Here is a 19,562-nt window from a genome sequence, read left to right on the forward strand (position 1 = left end):
CTAATGTGTTTACGTATTTAGGGGCTTATCATTTATAGCTGCTAATAAAGATGAAATAGTTGGATTTTTAAACAATCTTACTACAGGGACCTTTGTCCCGGTCTCCTTTTCAAAGTGGGACATAATCTGAAGTGCCATAAGGGAGTGTCCACCTAATTCAAAGAAATTATCTTCAATACCAATACTTTCCATACCAAATATTTTCTCCCATATCCCAACCATTGTTATTTCAAGGGGAGTAACCGCTTTCGCATGCAATCTGGTTACCTCTGGAATTTCTATCTCCAATAAAGCTCTCCTATCAATCTTACCATTAATATTCAAGGGAAGATTTTGCATTTCCATCCATACAGAAGGGATCATATAATCAGGTAACTTTAACTTTAACTCATCGATGACAGGGCCTTTATCAAACTTTTCAATAGGAACTACAAAAGCAATGAGCTCTTTCAGACCATGTTTATTCTCTTTTGCAAGCACTACAGCCTCTTTTAAATGCGCTGATTTATGAAGTAAATGTTCAATTTCGCCAAGCTCTACTCTGAATCCGCGTATTTTAACCTGATCATCTTTTCTACCCAGAAACTCCATGTTCATTCCAGGCATCATTCGCCCCTGATCCCCTGTACGATACATTTTCCCACCACAATCTTTATTAAATGGATCAGTCAGGAAGGAACCTGCAGTTTTTTCAGCATTATTAGCATAACCACGGGCTACCCCAACACCACCTATAAATAGTTCCCCTATAACACCATTTGGCACGGGTTGTAGTTGTTCATCAAGAATATAAAAGAAATTATTCGCAATAGGTTTACCATAAGGAATACTATTCCAGTTGGTTTCTATTTTTTCAATTGGAAAATAATTTGACCAAACCGTTCCTTCGGTAGCACCACCCAAACTAATTACTTTAGCCTCGGGAAAAAACTTCTTAATTCTATTCGGTAATCCTATTGGTATCCAATCACCACTTAAAAAAACCAATCTTAAATGATGCTGTTGGTAGTCATCTGTGTTTGACTCCAATTCTCTGACCAGATAATCAAATGTAGAAGGTACTGAATCCCAAAAAGTAATTTGATAATGCTGGAGCATGTATAACAATTGATTAAAATCGTTTACCTGGGCCTGCTCTGCAATCACCAACGATCCACCTGCAGCTAAAATGCCAAATATATCATAAACAGAAAGATCAAAACACATAGACGTAACGAAAAGCAAACGATCATTTTCGCCAACATTAAAATGATTATTTACCCATAAAACCAGGTTTACAGCAGAATGATGTTCAATCATTACCCCTTTAGGTTTTCCGGTTGAACCTGAAGTGTAAATTGTATAAGCCAATTGCTGACTATCGATAGATAAATTCAGATTGTCAGCGCTATACTCATGAAATGGCACTGTGCTGATATCCAGAGATCTTAAATCAGGTATCAGAGCACTTATCGGATGTACAGCATCTGTTATCAATAAACTTACCGCAGAATTCAAAAGGATATACTGCTGCCTTTCTATTGGATAATCTGGATCAACTGGTACGTAAGCTCCACCCGCTTTAAGTATTGCATACATACCAATAATCATTTCAAAATTCCGTTCGGTAAGCAGTCCGACATTATCACCTGGTACTATACCCAATTCTACAATCCGTCTTGCCAGCTGATTAGCCTTATCGTTTAACGCTTTATAGGTTAACGATTTACCACCCAACTGTAACGCCACATGATCAGGGGTTTTCAATACTTGCTCTTCAAACAGGATATTTAGTGTTTTTTCCTTAGGATAAGGGACTACAGTATCATTAAATAGCGCCAATTCCCGTAATTCTTCATTCGTAAACACGGATGGATCATGAAACAATTTATCAGACATTTGTTCAATAGTTAAAGATGGTTAAAACCTAAATAATTGACCAGTTTTATCCATTAACATTTTACAGTAGATAACTGTTTTTTAAATAATGCTATTTGATTAAAATAGGTCCCAAGCCTGGGCTAAAAGTAAGAAAATAAATTTCCTTTCGCTTACTATTCTATTTTTTTTCAGATTTTAAATGTCCGACGAAAAAGGGATGATTGACTTTCCCCTGCATCATCCACCTTAAATCATGCAGGGAGAAAATTCTAATCGGTTATGCTAACAATTCCAGAATCCCTTCATTCCGAATAATCATCATTCCCTGGCGGTCTTCAGTAATGCCTTCTTGTAGTCGATAGGTGTATCTTGGACGCATGTCTTCCATAACAGTAGGCATATAAGCAAAATGTATATTGTCAATTTCCCTTAACGCCTCTCCTACCTCAATAATATGAGTGGAAACTACAAAAAGGCAATCCAAATATTCAGAAAATGCTTCAGTAACCGCCAGTGTACCATCATAAGCATCTTTTACATTGGTTCCTTTAAATAATTCGTCAAACATAAGCACCAATCTTTTGCCACTCGCCGCAGCGATAGCGGCCTCTTTCACTCTTACCACCTCTGCATAGAAATGACTATAACCCAAACCAATATTATCGGCTACGTTGATGGAGGTGTACATTCCTGCACGCACAGAGAAGTCCAAATTCTGGGCCGCCACCGGAAATCCCATGTGAGCCAGATACATTACAATACCAAGTGATTTCATCAAGGTGGACTTACCTGCCATATTTGCACCGGTAAGAAAAACCACGTTCGTTTCCTCATTCATATGCAGGCTGTTGCCAATAGCCCCGTCGATACAGGGATGACGAAGGTCTGTGGCAGACAAAACATTTCTTTCCTCTGGCAAAGCCTTCGCATAATTGAATCCCTTGACTTCTGCAACATTTCCTATAGCCATATATACATCCAATTCATATATAAAAGCCATGATAGCTTTCATTTCTTCAGCTAATTTATTCTTTAGCTGATAATCGAAATAGGCAAGTGTTTTAACAGGCAAATCTGTATAGATATCTGTATTAAGCAACATGTCTATCTCCTTAGTGCTTAAAATCTTTTTGATCGCTTTTAGCTTGTCGGCATAAGGTCCCTTTTCAGTTTCTATATTTTCAAGAAAAGTATAGCATTTTTTCAATGTTACAATTGTTGCCTGAAGTCCCTGAATAGCTTCCTTATAACGTTCATCTCTGGTTAAGCTTGACAACATTCTTTTGACATATGTCCCGCCCATGATCATAAGCAAGTTATTCCCCGTACCTGCATCCAGATATTCGCGCATCAAATCTATCTGTAACACATCGAAGGGAAAACTAAATCTGGATCGTTGAAAAAACTGAAAGATACTGCTTCTTTCATTTATGGCATTATGATCTTGCAAAGGCTGATGAAACATATCGTCCAACAATCCCTCGCCGCCTCTGGTTTTTACCTGGTTAAACAAATGGTAAACCGAGCCCTGCCGAAATTTACCCAGCAAATTCAGTTCATCCAATGTTTGTTTATCAATATTGAAACTCATGCTATTGAATATTTTTACTTAATTAAACTACTACTGAACAACGTTTACGGCCATTTTTCAATGTCTCCAGGATCCCCTCGTTTTTAATGATGATCATTCCATGTCGATCTTCTGTAATTCCCTCTTCCAAAGTATAGGTATACTCAGGTGTATGACCCTTCATCCGCGTAGGTAAATATTGAAACCTAACATGGGGATTTTGCACCAACTGCTCACCCGCTTCCACAATATGTGAGGAAATGATAAACATACTGTTCGACTTTTTAGAAAAAGCATTGGTTATCTCTACAGTACCTTCATGGGCATCCTTTACATTTGTACCTCTAAAGAGCTCATCAAATATGATAAACAGCGATTTTCCCTGATGTAGTTCCTGTGCCACTTTCTTCACACGCAACACTTCTGCGTAAAAATGACTGGCGCCAATCCCCAGGTTATCGGGAAGATTAATGGTAGTATAAATCCCATCCAAAACCGGAAATGACATTGATTTTGCCGCTACCGGGAAGCCCATATGTGCAATATACACTGCAGTGCTTACGGCGCGCAACAGAGTAGATTTACCAGCCATGTTTGCACCTGTTAAAAACACAATTGGCTGCACTGAATTCAACACCATATCATTGCTTTTTGGATGTTGTAGTTCGGGATGATACAGCCCTTCCAGCTTCAATTCATATTGCCCTTTTTCCAATGCTTTGGGAAATACAAACTTCCTTTTATTGGCAACAGCAGCTACTGAAAGGTATACATCAAGCCTGAAAATATAACTGAGCAGTTTTTTTATCTTCTGATGTTCACGTACCCTGAAAAGTGTATCAAATGCTGTCACCGTTGCATAGGGTAACTTACCTCCGGAATTTTCACGTACTACCGGTTCAAATACCGGATCGGTAAGTAAAGCAAGAATTTCCATTCTTTCTTCCGTATAGGACTTTATGGCTGTCACTTCGCCAGACTGTAAAAATTTCAGGGAGATCTTTATCAGGTCTATTACCGAAGTAACCCCATTAAGGATTTCCTTTTCCCCAAATATAGATGTATTTGATGCGTTCCTGCCGGTATCATTGGTATGCATCAGATATTTCTCGGCCATATCAAATAAGATTGCCTTGTAAGGAAAAGTGACATTCGCCTTCGAAAACTGCTCGATCATTCCACTGCGGTGATTGAGCAGTTCTCTATCACTCATTGGATTCAGAAACATTTCCCGCAAGGCAGCTTCGCCGCCACGGGTATGTGTATCATTATATAAATCGTATATCCCCGGCACATCACTTTTACTAAAAATCCGAAGGTCGTTTATTGTTTGTTCATCAGTCTGAAGTCTCATCCTATTTTCTTTTACGTCGGATTAATATAATAGTGCCCAGTAATCCCAATACAACAGGAAGTATCCAAACAAAGAAAATCTTTAGTGTTCTTGCTATATCAGGTCCAATTAACATCTCGTCGTCTTTAGGTGGTTCTACAGGGCCATAAATAGGATACTTATTGTTATCTAACCAACTGTAAATAGCCCTACCGAAGAATTGCCCACCATTATACCTGTTACTGAGAAAATCTGCATCCCCCGCAACAAACACCCTCTGTTCCTTTCCTTTGATTGGCCTGGTTAAAGCCATTGTCGTAACAAACGAATCTAGTTTGATATCACCCTCATTTGGACTGAAAACCGGAGGTACGGAATCTTTTACCAAAGTTCCTTTCTTAAGCCATACAGCTCCTGAATCGGTTATGGTTACCGGATGTTTGATAAAATCATTTTTGCTATCAATGATCTCAATCGGTAAAACACTTTCAGAATAAGATTGCAATTGATTAATCTTCCCTTTTTTAAACATCACCAATGCATCTTCTTCCGCCATTCCCCCTGCAAACTTAGTAAGATGAGGAACTACCTTATCAGGTGTATTGTTTTTCGTTACCTGAACCAACATTCCACTGGACAATTGAACACCCAATGGTTGCAGCATAGGTCTCAATACTTCTCCCTTTCCTGGCTCACCTAAAATCATCATATTACCTCCTGCTCCGATATACTCATTTATCCGTTGAATCGTCAAGGGACTAAGCTTGGTTTTCGGATCCGCAAGTACTAAAGCTGCAACATCCATGTAGTTCGTTGGGACTGCACGATGATCTAATGATATGGTGTCTATATCAAAACCATTATTAATTAAAGATGTGCGTTCCAGCTTTCCAACGGTACTACCGTAAAACCCACGTTCACCAGATACGTAGATATCTCTTTCGAGGTTACCTGTAGTAAAGAGCACCGTAGGCATTTTCTGCCCTTGAACCCTGGCTAAAGCCGCTGCAATATGTTGCTCTTCCGGCCAAACCCTACTGTCATTGTAGGTTCTTAGAAAAGTGGTTCTCCCCTTGTATTTCAGTTGCATCACCAGGTTATAATCTTCTGGCTCCAGATCAATGATCTTACGCATTTGTTCTGGCGTTTTAAACATGGAAAGATCAAGATCACGGGATTTTGCCTGGTCTTTTGCCTTTTCCTCAATACTTTTATCAGGACTTTTTGAATAATTCCGTTCGTCTTTGTTTAGCGCGTAATAATACTCATATTTAAACTTAATATCTGGTTTAAAACGTAGATAAGGCTCCCACAGCTTGGATAAATAAATATTACGATTTTTAGGCAAGCCATGTTGTACATTGCGCGGAAACAAATTGGTGTATAAAGTTATCTCCAGTTCGTCATCTCCCATTCCTTTTATGATTTCCTGAACCCGGGGATGAATGGTATTACTTTGGGCCATGGTTGTATCCCAATAACCTACCATTTGTGGACGCGACGAAAAGTAACCAATGCATAAAGCTATACCAATTACTGCGAGGTATTTACCTGCAGTGACAAACCAGCGACCAGATTCCCGGCCTGATTTTAATTTAATCAGCGTAAAACCTAAAAACATTCCAATTACAATCAGGAAATAAATAACATCCTTACTTGTAATCAAACCTGCCAGCATTTTGTTAGCTCTTCCATTTATAGACAAGAAATAGGTAAGATCCCTTACGAAATCAAATTCCTGCCATAGATTTCCAATCCTGCTCAGGATAAAAATAATGATAAAGGTTCCAATAGCAGATACAATCTGATAGGTAGTCAGGCTCGACATAAACAATCCGATAGCTGCATAAGCACATACTAAAAGATAAAACCCCAGCGCAGCAGAGAGCAATAGTCCCACATCAACCGATTTGACACTGAATAAACCTACGACCATAAATATTCCTATAACCGATACCAGTATCAAATTAAACAGCATCAGTGATAAGTACTTTCCAAGTACGATATCCCGGGTTTTTATTGGCGCAGAATATAAAAGTTTGATACTCCCTGTATTAATTTCCCGGCTCAATATACCCATGGTCAGAAGGGGTATAAAAAGATATAAATTCTGCATGGCATTTTTAAAAATGCCGTCCTGATCTAAATAAATCTTAGCTGTAAGTGCAGAGCCCAAACCTTTGAACATGGAACTTTTTTCAGCCAGTTCCTGCATTTTCGCCATTTTATAAATTACATCTGTATAAAATACAGCACACAGGATCATAAATATAATTACCAGAAACCAGGCAACCGGTGAGTAGAATAGGTTCCGTAACTCTGCTCGTGATATTTTAAAGATAGTCTTCACTTAAATATAGTTAATTTGATTGAGTTGATAATTGTTTAAAAATGTCGTCGAGTAAGCTCTTATCCAGATTTACTTCTCTGATTCTCCATCCATTTTGAACACCTGTTTCAATGATGGTCTCTGTAATTTGCTGATCACCTTCAAAATAAACACGAACTTGTTTCGCTGACAGGTAATCTACTTTGGTAACTCCTGACACCTGCATCAAAGCCTCAACAGCAGGAGGATTTTCCATTCTAAGCAAGAGGCTGCTAGGTTGTATGTAATTATTAAATGCATCCATCGTATCAGAGAATATAATGCGTCCTGACTCAATCATAATCACTTCTTTGCACAGTAAATGGATTTCGGATAAAACATGGGAAGACAACAATACAGTATGGTCCTGACCAATTTCTTTGATTAGTTTACGCGCCTCGATAATCTGATTGGGATCTAACCCATTAGTAGGTTCGTCTAACACCACCAATTTAGGTTTATGAATAATAGCTTGTGCTATGCCGACACGTTGTTTATACCCACCTGATAAATTATGAATTAGACGTGAGCTGAAATGGCCAATCCCTGTCCGTTCCTTCGCTTCTTCTACTGCTGCCTTGATCTTATTTTTTTCAATCAACCTCAGATTGGCTGCATAGGTAAGGTATTCATCAACCGTAAAATCATTATACAAGGGAGGCGTTTGTGGTAAAAATCCTATTTTCTGTTTTGCCTGTTCCGGCTCTTTTCTAATGTCCAGACCATTGATCAATACGGTTCCTTCGGTTTGATTTAATACACCGCACATGATGTTCATCGTGGTAGATTTACCTGCCCCGTTAGACCCCAGCAGGCCAATAACACCAGTACTGTTAATTTCAAGATTAATATCCCTAATAGCCCAGGATGAGTTATATCGATGTGAAAGGTTCTCGATTCTTAATATGTTACTCATAATATTTATAATATGCTTTTATTCATTTGTTTCTTGTATTGCTGTGTATAGGACTAAAAAGTCATTTATGGAATTGGAGCGAAGCTTACATCAACAATTTTAGGGAAGCCTGTTTCTTCTGTTTTCTTAATCAAAGGCTGATTACCCAAAGGGATTTCATATAGCCTAAAAATCCCGCTATTATCTGGACTGGCTGGGTTGTAAGTACAAACTATCAACTGTTTTAGCAATTGATGATAAAGTTCCGTTCTTCCCGATATTTTACTCTTTGGTGGAATATATTTTGTCAACCTCATCAAGCTGATGGTTTCATTACCTAAGTCCAGCAACTTTAAACCGAAGCTCATTTTAAAGTCATAAGCCCATACCTCACTTCCTTTGGTGTATATAATATAGCCCGTATTGGGATCTATTTGTATAAAATTAGAAGCGATTAAATCTTTTACGTCGGCATAGGGTATTGTTTTCAGGTTTTTCAATATACCGTTCGATAAAAATTGAACCAGGTGACTTTCCAGTGTTACAGGATTGTGTAAAAATGCCGTAAACTCATCCTGTTCTTCTCCTTGTTTAGAAAAGAATGCCATCAGTTTGAACCCTGTCAACGAAACGGGTAACTGTAATTGAAAAGCACCGTTTCCTCCAATACTACCCTGAACATAAGCCCTTACAAACCCATCCTTATCTTCATCATACAGCATACGATTGAATTCAGTCAGGTGTTCCGGGCCTGTAAAAACATGGTATGGCGAAGCATTGAATCTTGGAGCTGAGACCGATCCCGGAGGATAAGCACTCAACACTTTAAAATCCAATGTACCTGAAAAGAACATTTGAAGCGTGTTAAAATAAAAGACTTCATTGTTTCTTGTTGCCACAAAAGTAGACTCTCCATTTATTTCAAAACGGACCTGGTTTTGCAAACTGGGCTGCAGTATACTTGAAACATAATCTGTGACTCTCTGTTCTGTACGAAAATCAGTGGTACGGAAAATCTTAACCTCCTGATCCGTTGAAATGCCCACAAATTGATATTTTCCCCCTCCGTAACTAAATTCACTGCCGATGGCTGCCACAGAAACGGGCTTCCCTTTTAAATTAAGGTTAATTCCCAACTCAGATGAAAGATCTATAAATTTTCTATAACCTTGTGGTGAGTACGTCAACACACTCAGCTGTGCAGTGCCAGCCTTATCGCCCAACACCATCCATCCCTCTCGGGTTGGTGTGGTAATAAATACAGCTCCTGTTGCATGCCTGGTAATTCCGGTGCTTTTTTCCTTTACAGTTAACAAACAGGAAACCAGGGTCGTATCCTGAAGTTCAAAATCATGGTAAGTGAGGAAAGGTTTGGTACTTAATGTATCTTTATTGGCCAGACTTGTCCACATAAAGGAAAACTTATCCGGGTCAATATCCTTCGGTTCCTGACCCGGATATACGATTTTTGCCTTAATGGAATCTCCACCTTCTAGCCCCTTAATGATTGTACTGGCTTCTTTAGGCAATAAAATCGAGAACTCATTAGAATTGGGTGTGCCCTCATTCATAAAGTTCTGCTTACAGCTTGTTAATAACAAAACAAAACTGCAGACCATGAAAACTATGGAACGGTTTAATTTTAGTCCTGGAAAAGAAACAGGATTTCTGAAATATAATAGTATATGTTTCATGCTGATAATGATTATTCAAATAAATTTAATAGACCTACAATTTTATTAAGGAATGCTTATTTCATTCCCCGTTTCGTCCAGAATAGGATTGCCAGCATTTTTTCTTTCAATAATTAACTCTTTTGTAAGCGTAATCACTTTTAGCGTGAGCGCAGTGAATGCATCACGCACAGGTCCTGTTTTTGCATATACTTTCAAGTAAGAAACCAAATCCAAAAAATAGTAAAGGTCTCCGTAAGTAGGATTGATGAAGTTCACTTCCCGCTGATTTTTGCTTTTAAGGAAAGTATTTAATATAACGGGATTAGGATCTGCAGCCCAATTCTCCGCGCCCAGCCTTTTTACCGCAAAATGGATGTGATACATCTTAGCAGGCGAAAAAGCACCGTAATTAACCGCTAAGTCTGGGTAAAATCTGGGAATATCAAACCAATTACCAAACCTGTAAGTAATCTTAGACCAGGTATGTTTTTCAGGTGAAAAATCAGTTGTATTTTTAAGTTTGAGTATAACCGTTTTTTTACTGGTATCATCCATCGGCGGTCTTAGGATCTTCATATTCAACGTATATTCGATTCCATGTGCAGGTATAAAAATAGTCTCTGGGTCAGGCAACACACAGTATTCCTTTCCATTCCCTTCCAGCTCTATTTCAATTTTCCTGTCTTTATCAGAAACTCTACCATCAAATTGTACCGAAAGTGGCAAAGATGAAACCGTCTCTAAGTTAAACGCGTATTCATCGGCATAATACTGTCCCATCAAAAACGAAAACTCTATTTCCGGTTTGTAAAACAAATTCATATTTCCGGAACTCGGGATTATTTTAAACCGATTTGTACTATTCATAAAATAAAGAAAATCTTCGCCTGAATACTTTATTGGTTCCTGCTTTTTACAAGATACTATGGAGCTGGCCACCATTACCAGGAGTAATAGGCTGGTGCTGTATAATTTAGTTTTTTTAAACATTTTCATAATGAGCTTATAGATTAACACTAGCGGTAAAATGATTCATCCTCAGGTAAAGGCACTACATACTTCAAATCATTCATAGCTACAGACCCTGAACCTGTTACCGGAGTAATCGTTGCCAGGTTCAATCGCTTAAACATGAAAAAAGTTTGTCCCTCGCCAACAAATTCACGTTGATATTCATCACGAATGGCCGTCAACAGCTCTGTTGCCGTACTACCAGTATGATAGACAATTGCCGGTAATCCTCTATTAATCCGTTGCGTGTTCAGGTAAGTAAATCCCTGTTGCAGATCCGGGGCCGTTTCTGCCGCAATCAGATAAAGTTCTGATTTCCTGATCAATGGTTGATAACCACTCAAACCAGCATCCTTGATCGTTGCATTGCTGTGTTTGATCAACACTTTATAAGTTTTTTCGCCCTCTATTCCAACTTTAAACCAGTATTTGAGTCGTAAATCTGTTGAGGTAGGGCTATAAAGGCCATTTAATCTTGCGGGCTTAAGGGCATATATAATATCATCCCTTAATAGCGGACTAAACAAGTCGCGATAGATTTCGTACATCTTTTTGTTTTCGATACCAAAAAAAGATTCCTTGCTCATTAATGGATCATTTGCAAATTCAGGTTCTGTTAGCCATGGAAAAAATGCTTCCTGTTCCTGAATTATGGATGTTGCTACTTGCCAGGCCTCTGCCTTTTTCCCTGCATAGAGCAGTACACGCGCTGCCAGGGTTTTAACAGCATAATAGTTAAAGCGACGGTGACGATTTGACATATAGTCGATTGCCTGCCCTACTCCCGAAGTCGTAATTTTATTTGCTCCTGTTACACGTACCGGATCTTTCGCCAAAAGAACCAGTGCCGAATCCAGGTCGTGCATGATTTGATCTATCACCTGATCTGCAGGCAAGATTGGCTGGGCTACTGAACTGGCAGTTCGTACATAAGGAATTGCCTTTTGTTGAGGAAACCTGGTATACACTGGTCCAAATAAACGAAGCTGATCAAAATGAAGAAAGGCCCTGATTGCATAAGCTTCTCCAAGCAGTATGTCGCGCTTATCAGAAGCCAATACATGAAATGATGGATCTTTCAATCTGTCACAAAAGTTATTGGTACCTAAAAGGCTACGATAAGCCTGCTTCCAGATCTCGGCGTAGTAGGGTTTCGTTAGACTATACACAAAATCCTTAAATCTAGCTATATTTGGTCTACCTGGAGCATAGTAATACTGGGCAAACTGCTCTGTTATATCGACAGTCAGGTTACTTCCATAAAGTACTGGGTTCGCCATGGATTGATATATACCATTTAGTGCAGATTCAACACCTTTTTCAGTAGCAAATGCTTCCTGCTCGAACATATAATCTCTTGGCTGTACCTGTAAGAATTTTTTACAGGAAACGAACTGCATAATAAGGAATGCAGCAACCAATGCAATTGTTAATGGTTTTTTGCGAAAGTTTAGTCTTTTCATAATACTTCTTAAAAAGTTAGGTTCATGTTTAGGGTTACACTTCTCTGAAAAGGATAATCTAATCCTCTTTCCATTTTAACATTGGATAATCTGAACTGAAAAATATTGCTGGTAGTGACGCCAAAACTTATTGCCTGAAGTCCCAGTTTACGTCTTATAGTTCCCTTTAAGCCCTCAGAATACTGGTTTAATAAATCGTAATTAAAACTTATTCCATCTATATACAAAGCAGTTTCTTTTTGCAAAAAGCGTGATGATACGCCTAAAGGTGTGGATGAAATTCCCAGGAAGGAAGCATCATCACCAATATTCTTCCAACGTACATAAAGCGCCCTTTTATCCTGGTTATACTCCATATCTGCAGGCGTGATATTTTCAACCTTATTATATAAAGCTGTATTAAATTTCATCTCCTGAATGATATAGCGGCCATAAACAGATACATTGAATTTTTTGTAGCGGACCCTAACATTGACGTTCCCCTGCGAAACAGGTCTGCTACTCCCTAATCGTACTTCATTGTTTTTATTGAACAAGTAGGTGTAGTTACCATCTTTATCAAGGAATAACTCCAAACCCCTCGCCTGTCCTACGCCCAAAGAGCGGACTGCCCACACATCATCCGGGCTTGCCCCATCGATATAACGCAGCACATATTTGTTCTCGCGGGCGGTTTCATTGTATTTATTTAACAAATCACCTAAGCCGCTGTATTTACTCTTGTAAAACAGTGGTGCATTAATTCCAATATTTACGCCCCAATTCCCGTTATTTACCACTCTTGCATCTACAAGAAGCTCTAAACCAGTTGAAGTGAGCTTACCCACATTCTTTGGAACACCATTTGGCAATCCTACAGAAAGCGGTAAAGGCATAGTAATGATTAATGGGTTCGTAAGATTACGATATCCACTTAGTGTTAACGAAAGCCGATTTTTGAAAAATCGACCAGAAAGATTATAACTTAAATTATAAGTTTTAGTCCAATCCAGATTCGGGTTTCCTAAGCCCATTAACTGATAGGCTTCACCAAAAAAAGTAGGATCATTGTTCAGGATATATGTAGTTAGGGAACCGAAATTACCGGCATTTTGATTACCTGTAAGTCCGAAATTGGCAGAAATATTTAAATAATCTACAACCTTGGAATCGGCTAAAAAGGATTCTCTGCCTATGTTCCAGCCTACACCTAAAGCATAAAATGATTGATAAGGATTGTCACTACCAAAGTTACTGGTTCCCGAAAGGTTATAGGAAAGATCCAGGTTGTAACGCATGTCGTATGAGTAGTTCAAACTACCAATCAGTGCCATTGAATTACTTTTTGTAGTTGATCCTCCGGGTTTAGAAAATGGCCTATAAGAATTTGCCAGGTAAATAAGGGGTTCTGATGTAGTAGCGAACCCTACTGCAGAAACAGATTGATTCTCGTTGTTTCTTAATCCAAGATCTGTACGTATGTTCAGATTTACAATATGCTTTTCTGCAAATACCTTTTTATAAGTACTCATAAAAAAATACCTGTAGGTTTGTGAATTAACGAGCCCGTAGTCATAAGTTCCTCTCTGTCCTTCTTCCTGTGAATCAAACATGGTATTGAGCGGGGAAACGAAATAATCCGAATGACTATTCGATTTACTATATTGCATACCACCCGAAAGTCTCAAAAAAGAGAACAGGTCCCAGTTCGCCATTAGGTTGTTGGACAATGAAAAAGTGTTCACCGTATTCAGGCTTGGCAAATGTGCGTTATACAGTGGGTTTGCAAAATTAAAGTCTCTAACGGAAAGTTCACCTCGAGCGTTAAAATATTCAGCATGTTGCTCCTCCAGGTACCTACTTGTTTTATTGATGTTGTAATAGGGTGGAATTTTTACGTATTGGGCAAAGGTGCCATAAGGGCTACCATCTTGTCTTTGCCCATTGATCGTTAAATTATTAGAGATATTTAATTTCTTATTTCTGTAGGATAAATTGGCATACCCCGAATTGCTTCTATTTTCGGAACCTCTCATCACGCCTACATTGGTGCCTTTGGTGAGCCCCAGGGTATAAGTAAAAAAGCTGTCACCACCCGTAACCGACAAAGCATGGTTCAAGGTACTTGAGTTCTGTAATGGCACTTTCTTCCAGTTAGAATTTACCCCATTTAAAATCGAGTTTTCTCTGAATGCACGTTTCAATACAGGTAATAACAGATTATCCCCTTCTTCGTCTATTCCAAAGGGACCGGGTGCACCTACCCCAACAGATGTCAAATCCTGATACTTTAGCAATTCACTTGCGCTCATCATGTTATAACTACTGAGATCCGGCATCGCCATATTTACCGTTCCAGTGTAAGAAATCCGAAGGTCACCTGCAGTAGGGCGAATAGTTTCCACTACAACTACACCATTTGCCGAACGCGAACCATATAAAGCGGTGGAAGCCGCATCTTTCAATAAAGTAATGCTTTCTATCCGGTTAACATCCAGGTTCACTATTGTATTTAAATTTGTTTCAAATCCGTCCAATATAAATAAGGGCTGATTAGGATCTTGCTCATATTCCAGCTTCAATTGCTGACTATATTTTTCAGGAGTTGGCGAGGGTATACTTCTACTTCCACGGATTTCAATTTTTGGCATTTGATTCGGATCAGCACCTAAATTATTATCACGAATAATTTTAAAAGACGGATCCAGCATATTAAGTCCTTCCAGAATATTGATGCGACTGGCGTCTCGTAATTCTTTACCAGTAAAGCTACGGGTTACCCCGGTAAATGTTTCTTTTCTACGTTCAAACATACCCGTGTTTATCTTCACCTCGTTCAATTGGGTATTACTCTGCAAAAGAGAAATAGAAAATTTCTGGTCAGAAACACGCCTTATCAAGCCATTACTTAGCTTTAAAACAGATTCTATTTTTATTAAAAATAATGTTTCGACCTGAATAGTCAGTGGTTGATACCCCAATAACGAAAAACCTATTTGCACATTTGAGTCCTTAAGGTCTAATTTAAATCTCCCGTCGGAAGACGAAACCGTCCTGACATTGCTGTTTACGATACTAATGTTTACCCCTGCCAGTTTTTCACCCTGATCACCAATCAACTCTCCTTCTATTGAGACTGCTTTACCCTGACCTATCGAAGGAAAACCTGTTGACGTATCTTTTGAATGAGGTTTTATGATAACTGCGTTGCCTTTCAAGGAATAAACAAGATTTTTAGGAATCAAAATATTTTCTAAAGCTTCTTTAAGGCCGACATTTTTCAAGTTTACAGTAACATTTCCCACATTTTTGATATGGTCTTCATTAAACACAATGTCATATCCACTTTGTTTTTTCAGTTCCAACAAAACAGCTGGTAAAGGAACATTCTTTTTGGTAATAGATATCTGACCGAAAGCTGACAGGCTAAAAAAAGCCAATAGCAGTAGCGGCAGACTAATCAACTGTAATCTTCTATTCATACGTTATATTTGGTTAGGTTAGGCGGTTGGTCCCGTATGGATATACGGTTCTTTTTTTCTTTGGTTAGTTACTTAGTTAGTTTTAAGGCGGTTGGTTAGTTTCGGTTTTTAACAACAACGGTGCTGTCCTGCAATTTCAAAGAAAAATTACCTGTTTCTTCCAACAGCTCCAGAAGGGTTTTAAGTGAGTTATTCCTGGAAATGAAACCTCCAATTCTAACTTTCTTAAAGGAATTATCATATTTGATAGATACTCCGTACCATTGCGATATCTGCATCATTACGTTTTCAAGCGGTTCATTTTTGAAATAGAAATAGTTTTCTTTCCATGCAGTTACCACATTTAGATCTGCCGGTTGTTTAAATAAATTATCCTTCTCCATAACAGATTCTTCTCCAGGAGTTAAAATCAAGTGTTTATCCCCCTGCATATTCTTTACCTTAACAGACCCTTTTATAAGTGTTGTTATTGTTTTCACTGCAGAATAGGTATTTACATTAAAAGATGTACCTAAAACCTCTATCTCCTGCCCCTTTGCGAAAACATGAAAAGGAGCCTCCGGCTTATGGACTACCTCCAGGTAGACCTCTCCATCCAATACTTCGATTGATCTCCGCGTTTTTTCAAAAGCTAAAGGATAACGTATCCTAGAATGACTGTTGAGCCATATTTTAGTGCCATCAGACAATGTAATTTGATACTGTGCTCCTTTCGGAGTACTCAACGCAAGTAAAGTATGAGCAGATTTATCGCCACTTTTCTCAGCCCCAACAATATCGGTACCATCTGTATAAGTAACTTTTTCAGTACCAACTACAATTCCATTCTGGTCTTCTTTTAGATTAATACTTCTTCCGTCCGCCAACGTAAGTATTGCTTTATTTCCTACCGCTGAAATATCTGTTACTACAACTGAATTTGAGGGACTTGAGGTACCGATGTCACTTTTATAAAAAAATATCCCGAAAGATATAGCTAAAATAATACTGGCTGCAGCCAATCTAGGCCATGTAAAAATAATTGAACCTAAGCTGTAATTTGAATCGGCAGGAACACTCTGGTTCGCATCGGATTCAAACTCTGATTTGCCATCCGGCTTTAACATTCCAGTACCTCCTTTTTCGGTATGAGCAAGTAAGTGTATGCGCATTCGACGACTAACCTCTTCTATTTTTTCATTCGAAACAGAAACACTGCTTTCTTTAATATCCTGCAAGTGCCAACTTTCAACAATCGATCGCTCAGCTTCGCTGCAATTTCCGGCAAGGTATTTTTTAATTAGTTCTTCTGCTTTATTCAGAGACATTGTATATAGTTTTATCGTGCTTCTATTAACATGTAAGTTGAAAAGCGTGTTGGGCCCAGATTGGAGAGATTTTTTTTAAAAGATAGCGATGGAGAATGCCGTGATTCGTCTTTTCACCAAATTATTAAACAAGAAAAAGGCATATTATTTAAATAAGAACACAAATAAGAAAGCAGAAGCTGGTAGTCGTTGACGAAGGATTTTCAACGCATTATTAACCTGATTTTTAACTGTTTTTTCAGACAAGCCAAGCTTTTCACCGATTTCTTTATGACTTAAATATTCCTTTCGGCTTAATCGAAAAATCTCCTGCATTTTTGAAGGAAGACGATTTATTTCTTCTTCGATCAAACGATTTAATTCCTTTTCTCTTACCAGATAATCAGCTATATAAGTTCCCTGTTCAATAAAGTCCCCTAAAGATTTTTGATAATCTGAACGAACCTTCTTTTGATCAAGTAGATTAAAGAATTTAAATCGAATAGCAGAATAAAGATAACTGGATAGAGAGGAATTAACATTTATGGTTTCCCGTTTATCCCAAAGATAGAGGAATACTTCCTGAACGATATCCTCTGCATCTTCCTCATCTCTCGTAATTTTGCAGGCATAAACATATAGGAGTGCCTGAAAGCGATCGTAAATCTCAGCATAGGCCGCGAGGTCGCCCTTCTGTAAAAGAATGGTCAAATCATCATCACTACAGATGGAATAAGTCAACATAATTAAGTTCCCCGATTTGAAGTAAACTTTACAATGATAAAAAATAAATTTTAAATCCTTGTCCTTCAACAAAATTTCGCCCTAATTTATCCATCATCGACTTAAAATAAACTTTTCACTAAAAAGCCTAATTCTTTATCATAAAATTGTCAATACTGAGTTCTGTATTAGATTAGGTTTTGCAATATTATATCTTTGGCCTGATATGTTTATTAAGTTGTTTCATTTTCTATCGCTTTTTGCGTACCTGAACATCATTACCTATGAAGGTGGGGATACGTCTATTAAACATGTATTTGCCGGTGATTCAGTTCTGGAATTTGTATTGGATGATGTCTTAGATATTCCTATGGATAGTTTAGCTGGCGATATTGAAATCCCTAACGAAAGCTACAGAGTTTTCAGCACAGTTATACATATCATACCAGCAGTTTTATTAATGCTTTCCTTCTTTCTTTTTAAACAAATTGGAAGAATAATCGTTATTGCACACCCTTTTTATAAAACGAAAAGTGTCTGTCTGCCATCTTATTACTCGCACCTTTTCAGGTTCAAGCCTTTCTAGTAAAAAACCTTTATCAGTTTAGTTTAACATTGACCATCAGGATTTAAAATTGCGGGCAGGGCCATCTTGCGCTGTAACCGCGTCTTTTTCTGAAATCAATATTTGAACCCGGGCATGCCCGGGTAATTCCATTTTATATTTTTTTTCACCATACAAAGGATGCACAACGTATCCTCAAAAATTAATTATGACCATGAAACTTAGTTATCTAGCGTATTTACCTTTTTTTGCTGCCTTTACAATTGCTGGCTGTTCATCACCGGGCAAAGAAACTACCTCTGAAGAAACCAGATCCGTACCTGTTGCTGAAGTAAGCACTTTAGACACCGTTATCCACAAAGAGTACATTGCCGATATACAGGCTGTAAAAAATGTTGAAGTCAGATCAAGACTTTCTGGATTTTTGGAAAAAATATACATTGAAGAAGGCGCTGAAGTTAAACAGGGTCAGATTTTATTCAAAATAAATGATGAAGAATATAAAGCTGATTTAAGCAAAGCTGAAGCAGCATTAAATAATGCGATTGCCGATGCCAAAACTGTAGAACTTGAACAGCAGAGAACAAAAATCCTGGTAAAAAATAATATTGTTTCTAAAACAGAACTAGACCTTGGAGCAGCTAAACTTAAGGCAGCTGAATCACGTGTTGCCGAGGCCAGATCGGTTGCGCAATATGCAAAATCCAGACTGGCCCATACACTTATTAAATCACCTTTCAGTGGTCGGGTTGATAGATTACCTTTAAAAGCCGGCAGTTTGTTGGAGGAAGGTTCTTTGCTGACATCAGTATCAGACCTGAGTGCTGTTAACGTTTATTTTGCCATCACAGAGAGAGAGTACCTGGCAATTGCGAACGACTCAAGTTACACCAGAAATCAGTTTAAAAAGCAAGTGAAACTTACACTGGCAAACGGTGAGGTATATCCATTTGAAGGCAACGCCCGCTTTGCTGAAAGTGAGTTTGCCAGTCAGACGGGCTCTTTGTCATTAAAGGCTACCTTTCCAAATCCTAATGGATTGCTTAAACACGGTGCATCCGGAAAAATCAGCGTACCTGCAAAAACAGGGAAGATCCTTGTCGTACATCAAAAATCCGTTTTCGAAATACAGGACAGAACCTATGTATATCTGCTAACTGCAGACAACAAGCTAAAAATGACTCCATTTAAAGCTGGCGAACGCGTAGGTCATTACTACATTGTAAATTCCGGGCTGAATAAATCAGATAAAATAGTTTTTGAGGGTACCCAAAGCTTAAAAGATGGCCTACAGGTCCAACCTACAGACATTAGCATAGGTGCTTTGAATACAGTAGCCAAAAATTAACAT

The 19,562-nt window shown here is 38.3% G+C and carries 13 protein-coding genes; 2 read left to right on the forward strand and 11 right to left on the reverse strand.

The window, feature by feature from the left end; genetic code table 11:
- Positions 1–9: 9 nt before the first annotated feature.
- The 11 genes from R2Q84_RS22605 to R2Q84_RS22655 form a co-directional block, all read right to left on the reverse strand.
- On the reverse strand, positions 10–1,878 hold the full coding sequence (locus R2Q84_RS22605) for a non-ribosomal peptide synthetase (protein WP_316818874.1): 1,869 nt from the start codon (positions 1,876–1,878) through the stop codon (positions 10–12).
- 259 nt (positions 1,879–2,137) lie between these two features.
- Entirely contained in the window at positions 2,138–3,451 is a 1,314-nt protein-coding gene (locus R2Q84_RS22610; protein ID WP_316818875.1) for a MutS-related protein, read from the reverse strand.
- A gap of 22 nt (positions 3,452–3,473) precedes the next feature.
- Positions 3,474–4,784 (reverse strand): MutS-related protein, encoded by a 1,311-nt coding sequence (locus R2Q84_RS22615; RefSeq protein ID WP_316818876.1) that lies wholly within the window; start codon positions 4,782–4,784, stop codon positions 3,474–3,476.
- A 1-nt stretch (position 4,785) separates the two neighbouring features.
- Entirely contained in the window at positions 4,786–7,113 is a 2,328-nt protein-coding gene (locus tag R2Q84_RS22620; RefSeq protein WP_316818877.1) for a Gldg family protein, read from the reverse strand.
- A 10-nt stretch (positions 7,114–7,123) separates the two neighbouring features.
- A complete protein-coding gene (locus R2Q84_RS22625; RefSeq protein WP_316818878.1) occupies positions 7,124–8,047 on the reverse strand; it encodes an ABC transporter ATP-binding protein in 924 nt (307 codons plus the stop codon).
- Between the two features lie 65 nt (positions 8,048–8,112).
- Positions 8,113–9,597, reverse strand: coding sequence for a hypothetical protein (locus R2Q84_RS22630; RefSeq protein ID WP_316818879.1), 1,485 nt, complete (start codon positions 9,595–9,597; stop codon positions 8,113–8,115).
- A gap of 168 nt (positions 9,598–9,765) precedes the next feature.
- Positions 9,766–10,698 (reverse strand): hypothetical protein, encoded by a 933-nt coding sequence (locus R2Q84_RS22635; protein WP_316818880.1) that lies wholly within the window; start codon positions 10,696–10,698, stop codon positions 9,766–9,768.
- Between the two features lie 20 nt (positions 10,699–10,718).
- Complete coding sequence (locus tag R2Q84_RS22640; protein WP_316818881.1) at positions 10,719–12,176, reverse strand: RagB/SusD family nutrient uptake outer membrane protein; 1,458 nt, start codon at positions 12,174–12,176, stop codon at positions 10,719–10,721.
- 8 nt (positions 12,177–12,184) lie between these two features.
- Positions 12,185–15,637, reverse strand: coding sequence for a SusC/RagA family TonB-linked outer membrane protein (locus R2Q84_RS22645; RefSeq protein WP_316818882.1), 3,453 nt, complete (start codon positions 15,635–15,637; stop codon positions 12,185–12,187).
- A gap of 95 nt (positions 15,638–15,732) precedes the next feature.
- Positions 15,733–16,944 carry a FecR family protein gene (locus R2Q84_RS22650; RefSeq protein ID WP_316818883.1) on the reverse strand — a complete coding sequence of 404 codons (1,212 nt, stop codon included), beginning with the start codon at positions 16,942–16,944 and terminating at the stop codon, positions 15,733–15,735.
- Between the two features lie 144 nt (positions 16,945–17,088).
- A complete protein-coding gene (locus R2Q84_RS22655) occupies positions 17,089–17,667 on the reverse strand; it encodes an RNA polymerase sigma-70 factor (RefSeq protein ID WP_316818884.1) in 579 nt (192 codons plus the stop codon).
- A 205-nt stretch (positions 17,668–17,872) separates the two neighbouring features.
- On the opposite strand from R2Q84_RS22655, the gene R2Q84_RS22660 reads away from it, so the two are divergent.
- A complete protein-coding gene (locus R2Q84_RS22660) occupies positions 17,873–18,232 on the forward strand; it encodes a hypothetical protein (RefSeq protein WP_316818885.1) in 360 nt (119 codons plus the stop codon).
- 193 nt (positions 18,233–18,425) lie between these two features.
- Positions 18,426–19,559 carry an efflux RND transporter periplasmic adaptor subunit gene (locus tag R2Q84_RS22665; protein ID WP_316818886.1) on the forward strand — a complete coding sequence of 378 codons (1,134 nt, stop codon included), beginning with the start codon at positions 18,426–18,428 and terminating at the stop codon, positions 19,557–19,559.
- The last annotated feature ends 3 nt before the right edge of the window (positions 19,560–19,562 follow it).

Origin of the sequence: Pedobacter nyackensis (assembly GCF_032678475.1) — a bacterium.
Lineage (GTDB): Bacteria > Bacteroidota > Bacteroidia > Sphingobacteriales > Sphingobacteriaceae > Pedobacter > Pedobacter nyackensis_A.

Bases quoted from the DNA above. Each gene is read 5' to 3' on its own strand.
- R2Q84_RS22655 (WP_316818884.1), bottom strand. From the start codon at position 17,667: ATGTTGACTTATTCCATCTGTAGTGATGATGATTTGACCATTCTTTTA.
- R2Q84_RS22645 (WP_316818882.1), bottom strand. From the start codon at position 15,637: ATGAATAGAAGATTACAGTTGATTAGTCTGCCGCTACTGCTATTGGCT.
- R2Q84_RS22640 (WP_316818881.1), bottom strand. From the start codon at position 12,176: ATGAAAAGACTAAACTTTCGCAAAAAACCATTAACAATTGCATTGGTT.
- R2Q84_RS22610 (WP_316818875.1), bottom strand. From the start codon at position 3,451: ATGAGTTTCAATATTGATAAACAAACATTGGATGAACTGAATTTGCTG.
- R2Q84_RS22625 (WP_316818878.1), bottom strand. From the start codon at position 8,047: ATGAGTAACATATTAAGAATCGAGAACCTTTCACATCGATATAACTCA.
- R2Q84_RS22605 (WP_316818874.1), bottom strand. From the start codon at position 1,878: ATGTCTGATAAATTGTTTCATGATCCATCCGTGTTTACGAATGAAGAA.
- R2Q84_RS22650 (WP_316818883.1), bottom strand. From the start codon at position 16,944: ATGTCTCTGAATAAAGCAGAAGAACTAATTAAAAAATACCTTGCCGGA.
- R2Q84_RS22635 (WP_316818880.1), bottom strand. From the start codon at position 10,698: ATGAAAATGTTTAAAAAAACTAAATTATACAGCACCAGCCTATTACTC.
- R2Q84_RS22660 (WP_316818885.1), top strand. From the start codon at position 17,873: ATGTTTATTAAGTTGTTTCATTTTCTATCGCTTTTTGCGTACCTGAAC.
- R2Q84_RS22630 (WP_316818879.1), bottom strand. From the start codon at position 9,597: ATGAATGAGGGCACACCCAATTCTAATGAGTTCTCGATTTTATTGCCT.
- R2Q84_RS22665 (WP_316818886.1), top strand. From the start codon at position 18,426: ATGAAACTTAGTTATCTAGCGTATTTACCTTTTTTTGCTGCCTTTACA.
- R2Q84_RS22615 (WP_316818876.1), bottom strand. From the start codon at position 4,784: ATGAGACTTCAGACTGATGAACAAACAATAAACGACCTTCGGATTTTT.